The sequence below is a fragment of the Acidimicrobiales bacterium genome, from assembly GCA_036378675.1.
Classification (GTDB): domain Bacteria; phylum Actinomycetota; class Acidimicrobiia; order Acidimicrobiales; family Palsa-688; genus DASUWA01.
The window spans coordinates 1-5,100 of record DASUWA010000073.1; the positions used below are offsets into that span (position 1 = coordinate 1).

5 protein-coding genes and 2 tRNA genes are annotated in these 5,100 nt (G+C 64.6%); 4 read left to right on the plus strand and 3 right to left on the minus strand.

Features of this window, described 5'->3' with window-relative positions:
• A partial coding sequence (locus tag VFZ97_20165; GenBank protein ID HEX6395754.1) for a kelch repeat-containing protein occupies positions 1–420 on the minus strand: 420 nt, incomplete at its 3' end.
• Positions 421–458: 38 nt separating this feature from the next.
• A tRNA-Gly gene (locus VFZ97_20170) sits at positions 459–529 on the minus strand.
• Between the two features lie 236 nt (positions 530–765).
• Here VFZ97_20170 and VFZ97_20175 point away from each other — a divergent pair.
• Entirely contained in the window at positions 766–1,398 is a 633-nt protein-coding gene (locus VFZ97_20175; protein HEX6395755.1) for a hypothetical protein, read from the plus strand.
• Between the two features lie 158 nt (positions 1,399–1,556).
• On the opposite strand, the gene VFZ97_20180 is transcribed toward VFZ97_20175, so the two are convergent.
• Positions 1,557–1,629: transfer RNA gene (locus VFZ97_20180), tRNA-Pro, on the minus strand.
• A 365-nt stretch (positions 1,630–1,994) separates the two neighbouring features.
• On the opposite strand from VFZ97_20180, the gene tig reads away from it, so the two are divergent.
• From tig to clpX, 3 genes are all read left to right on the plus strand, one after another.
• Entirely contained in the window at positions 1,995–3,437 is a 1,443-nt protein-coding gene (tig, locus tag VFZ97_20185) for a trigger factor (protein ID HEX6395756.1), read from the plus strand.
• Complete coding sequence (locus VFZ97_20190; GenBank protein HEX6395757.1) at positions 3,434–4,069, plus strand: ATP-dependent Clp protease proteolytic subunit; 636 nt, start codon at positions 3,434–3,436, stop codon at positions 4,067–4,069. Before tig ends, VFZ97_20190 begins: the two co-directional genes overlap by 4 nt.
• A gap of 17 nt (positions 4,070–4,086) precedes the next feature.
• A partial coding sequence (gene clpX, locus VFZ97_20195; protein HEX6395758.1) for an ATP-dependent Clp protease ATP-binding subunit ClpX occupies positions 4,087–5,100 on the plus strand: 1,014 nt, incomplete at its 3' end.

Here is a 5,100-nt window from a genome sequence, read left to right on the forward strand (position 1 = left end):
GCCGAAGAGAATCAGCTGGTGCAGAGCCGGGTCGAAGGCCATCGATGCCAGGTACCGGCCGGGGGGCTCCTCGATCTGCGCCGGCGAGTAGTCGGTCCAGGTCGACCCGTTCCACACCCACGTGCTGTCCGAGACCGTTCCTTGGGAGGTGAGGCCTCCGAAGAGGACGACGGTCTTGTTGTCGCTGTCGTAGACCGCGCTCGCGTCCTGGAGCGCCGGAGGCGAGGAGGAAGGGGACAGGATCGACCAAACCAGGCCGGTCGAGGTGGAGGTGGTCGCCGGTGCCGGCGTGGATGCGCCGGCGGCGAGCCGGGCGGGAACAGCCAGAAAGGGGACGGCCAGGACGGCGACGGTGGTGATCGAGGCGATCAGAACCCGCCTGCGAATCCGCTCTTCGCTGCATGGGGTCACCACTGGCACGACCTGACTGAATGTTGATGCAGGGCATCGTTGCCCCGAGCGGGCGACGGGAGTCGAACCCGCGTAACCAGCTTGGAAGGCTGGAGCTCTACCGTTGAGCTACGCCCGCGAGGTGCGAAGAGCCTAACCGTGCACGGATGGCGCCCGTCGTCGGCGTAGTGGTATTCCGGGTCGAGTCGGGCCGCACGGAGTCAGGCGCGGCTCCGGGAATGCAGGTCACGGTCTTTGGCCAGACCATATGTGATTCTACACGATCAGTGGCGAAATTTCCGCTTAGGGCGTTAACAACGTGGGGTACAGACGCGATTTATATCCGTCGATGGGGCAAACATCCCATAAGGAGAAATGTTGCTCACCAAAGTTCTTTCAGCCAAGGCAGCCACCATCGCGACAGTCGCCGCGCTTGGGGTAGGCACTGCCGCGGCGGCCGCAACCGGCGCCTTGCCGAACCAGGCCTCATCGACGGGCAAGGCCCACTCGGCGATCGGTCTCTCAGCCGACTCGTCGGCCGACACCACCTCCACCACCTCCACGACCTCGACCACCTCGACGACCTCCACGAGCGTTCCCTCGACGGTCAACAACAACACGCTGACGATCGGGTCGATCCCGAGCACGGGCCCGGCGAACAGCCACGCCCTATTCGGTTTGTGCACCGCGTTCCTCGCCCATCATTCGTCTGCGACCGCGACGTCGCCCGCGGACAACTCGACGGCCTTCAAGGCGCTGATCGCCGAGACCGGCGGGTCTGTATCGGCCACGTTCGGCTGGTGCACCAGCCACCTGTCCGCGCTGAAGGCCGCCAACGCGACCTCGGACTCGAGTGACGCCACGAGCCAAACCAGCACCGAGTCCTCCGACAACAACACCGGTGACACAGACAGCCCGGACACCGGCACGGCCCCGGCGACAAGCGCGGGCTCGTCCGGCCATGGTTCGGCGAGCCCACAGGGTGGCAGCTCGCATGGCGGGCACTGAGAAGAACGGCGGGCTGATCACAGCTCGGTAGATGACGGCCAAGTGCCGGCCTTTGGTGGTGGGGCCGGCACCCAGTCCTAAAAGGCGCCCACGACGTCAGGAGGATGAGTCGGGGAGGGTTTGTGAGTCGGGGAGGGTGTCGACTCTCATCACATGAGTCGGGGAGGGGGGATTCGAACCCCCGGCCTCCTGCTCCCAAAGCAGGTGCGCTAACCGCTGCGCTACTCCCCGTCTGATGAGCAGGGTTCCGCGTTCAGCCTAATCAGCGGATGTCGCTGCCAGGGCGGAAGCGGATCTCTGTCCCCGGCGTACAACGGCTCGGTTTGGGCAGTGGATCAGAACTTCGGGAGTGGATTCGTGCCATGGCGTGCTCGAATCCACACCCAAACGCGGATTTCACGCCCAGACGCAGCCGCCCGGCTCCAATCCCCACGCGCTGGACCACCCCGCCATCCCGCCACCGCACGGCGGCACCCGCCCCCCGGGCCGCCGGCCGCTGGCGCACGACGACACACACACCCGCACACCCGCCCGCCGGCCGGCGAAAGCCCTCCAACCCGCATCCACACCGGTCGCCCCTAGACTTCCAGCCCTATATGAAAGCCGTGGTCGAGCCCCTCGAGGGCAACAAGGTGAAGTTGTCCGTCGAGGTCGACGAGGCGGAGTTCGAAAAGGCGATCGACGCGGCGTTCCGAAAGATCGCTCGGGAGGTGCGCATCCCCGGCTTCCGGCCCGGCAAGGCCCCCCGCCGGATCCTGGAAGCCCGCCTCGGCAAGGAGAGCGGCCGGGCGGAGGCACTACGTGAGGCCCTGCCCGACTACTACACCCGCGCCATCCGGGAAAACGAAGTAGACGCGATAGCGCCGCCTGAGATCGACATCACCTCCGGCGAGAAGGAGGGCCCCATCGCCTTCGACGCCGTCGTCGAGATACGCCCCCGGCTGCACCTCGCCGGCTACCAGGGCCTTCGCGTGGAGGTCCCGAGCCCGGAGGTGACGGAAGAGGAGATCCAGGCCCAGATCGATCGCCTGCGCTCCAACTTCGGCGAGCTGCGTGAAGTCAGCCGCCCGGCGAGGGACGGCGACCACCTGACGATCGACCTCAAGGGTTCCCGCAACGGCGAGGACGTGTCCGGCCTTACCACCGACGACTTCCTTTACGAGCTCGGCAGCAAGACGGTCCTGCCGGAGCTCGACGACCAGCTTCAAGGCGCGAGGGTCGGCGACATATTCGAGTTCAACGCCGAGCTGCCCGACGGGACGGTTCACTTCAAGGTCCTGGTCAAGGACGTCAAGGAGAAGGTCCTCCCCGAAGTGACCGACGAATGGGCGAGCGAAGCGTCCGAGTTCGACACCGTCGAGGAGCTGCGGGCGGACATCACCAAGCGGATCAGCCTTGTGAAAAAGGTCCAGTCCACCCTGGCGCTTCGGAACTCGGCCGTCGAAGCTCTGGTCGAGCTGGTCGACATTGACGCGCCGGCGCCTCTCGTGGACGCAGAGGTCCAAAGGCGGGTCCACGACCTGGAGCACCGGCTCCAGTCGCAGAACCTCGGGGTCGCCGAGTACCTCCAGGCGACCGGCCAGACGCCTGAGCAGGTGGTCGAGTCGATGCGCGAGGGGGCGGCCGGGGCGGTGAAGGCCGACCTGGCGCTCCGAGCGATCGCCGACCAGGAGCAGATAGAGCCCACCGACCAGGACCTCCAGGCCGAAATCGACCGGTTGGCAGAGGTTTACGGTGTGAAGCCAGCGGAGCTTCGCCGAAACCTCGACCGCGCGGAGCAGATGCCCGCGGTACGCTCGGATTGGAAAAAGAGCGAGGCCCTGGAGTGGCTCCTCGAACAGGTCGAGATCGTCGACCCGGAGGGACACCCCATCGACCGAGCGCTACTCGAGCCAGCCGACCCAGAAGACGACGCAACGGACACCAAGACCACTCAAGCCAAGACCGAACAAGACGACACGACCGACACCGATCGGAAGTCGGAAGACCAGAAGACGGACCAGCAGGACACGGACGAGCAGGAGAGCGCAGAGCGGTGATTAATCCCCTAGCCCAGTACCACATCCCCGGGGTGTGGGAGCAAACCAACCGGGGGGAGAAGAGCTACGACCTGTTCACCCGAATGCTCGAGGAGAACATCATCTTCATGGGGACCCCGATCGACGACTACGTCGCCAATGCGATTTGTGCCCAGATGCTGTACCTCGAGTACAAGAACGCCGACAAAGAGATAAGCCTCTACATCAACAGCCCGGGCGGTGACATCACCGCTCTCTTTGCCATCTACGACACGATGAAGTTCGTCAAGAACGACATATCAACGTTTTGCTACGGCCAGGCTGCGTCCGCGGCCGCGGTCATCCTCGCAGGCGGGACCAAAGGAAAGCGCTACGCACTCCCCCATGCGCGCATCCTCATCCACCAGCCGTACGGGGGTGCAGCGGGTCAGGCCGCAGACATCGAGATCCAGGCCAAGGAGATCCTGAGGATGCGGGACCTGCTCAACGAGATGCTGGCGGTTGACACCGGCCAGCCGGTTGACAAGGTCGCCCGCGATACAGACAGAGACTTCATCATGAGCGCCGAGGAAGCGAAGGATTACGGCATCATCGATGAGGTAATCACCACACGAGAACTAGCGCTCGTACCGCAAGCGGCGGGCGTCGCCTAGATCCGGAGGACGGGGGAGTGGCGAAGTTCGGCGAGTCAAGCGACCTGGTCAAGTGCTCCTTCTGCGGTAAGTCGCAGAAGCAGGTCAAGAAGCTCATCGCAGGCCCGGGGGTTTATATCTGCGACGAGTGCATCGACCTTTGCAACGACATCATCGAGGAGGAGCTCTCCGAGAGCACTGAGGTCCGCTTCGACGAGCTCCCCAAGCCGGCGGAGATCTTTACCTTCCTCAACGACTACGTCATCGGCCAGGAGCGCGCCAAGAAGATCCTGTCCGTCGCTGTTTACAACCACTACAAGCGCGTCCAGTCGGGTGGCTACTCCGACGGTGACGTAGAGCTTCAGAAATCCAACATCCTGCTTCTCGGTCCGACCGGTTGCGGCAAGACCTTCCTGGCTCAAACCCTTGCCCGCATGCTGAACGTTCCGTTCGCTATCGCCGACGCCACCGCTCTCACCGAGGCTGGCTACGTCGGCGAGGACGTCGAGAACATCCTCCTCAAGCTGATCCAGGCCGCCGACTACGACGTCAAGAAGGCCGAGACCGGGATCATCTACATCGACGAGATCGACAAGATCGCCCGCAAGTCGGAGAACCCGAGCAACACGCGTGACGTCTCCGGCGAGGGCGTGCAGCAGGCGCTGCTGAAGATCCTGGAGGGCACCACCGCGAGCGTCCCGCCGCAGGGCGGCCGCAAGCACCCGCACCAGGAGTTCATCCAGATCGACACGCCGAACGTCCTGTTCATCTGCGGCGGGGCGTTTGCCGGACTGGAAAAGATCATCGAGCAGCGCTCCGGGCACAACGGGATGGGCTTCAACGCCAAGCTGCGGGTCAGGAACGCCAAGGGCACGACCGACCAGTTCGCCGACGTGATGCCGGAGGACCTGCTCAAGTTCGGCATGATCCCCGAGTTCGTCGGCCGCCTGCCGGTCATCACCAGCGTGCACAACCTGGACCGGGAGGCGCTCATCCAGATCCTCACCGAGCCCCGCAACACCCTGGTCAAGCAGTACAAGCGGCTCTTCGAG

What these genes read in the sequence shown, in the direction of transcription:
- VFZ97_20175 (HEX6395755.1), top strand. Translation starts at nt 766, where the DNA reads ATGTTGCTCACCAAAGTTCTTTCAGCCAAGGCAGCCACCATCGCGACA.
- tig (HEX6395756.1), top strand. Translation starts at nt 1,995, where the DNA reads ATGAAAGCCGTGGTCGAGCCCCTCGAGGGCAACAAGGTGAAGTTGTCC.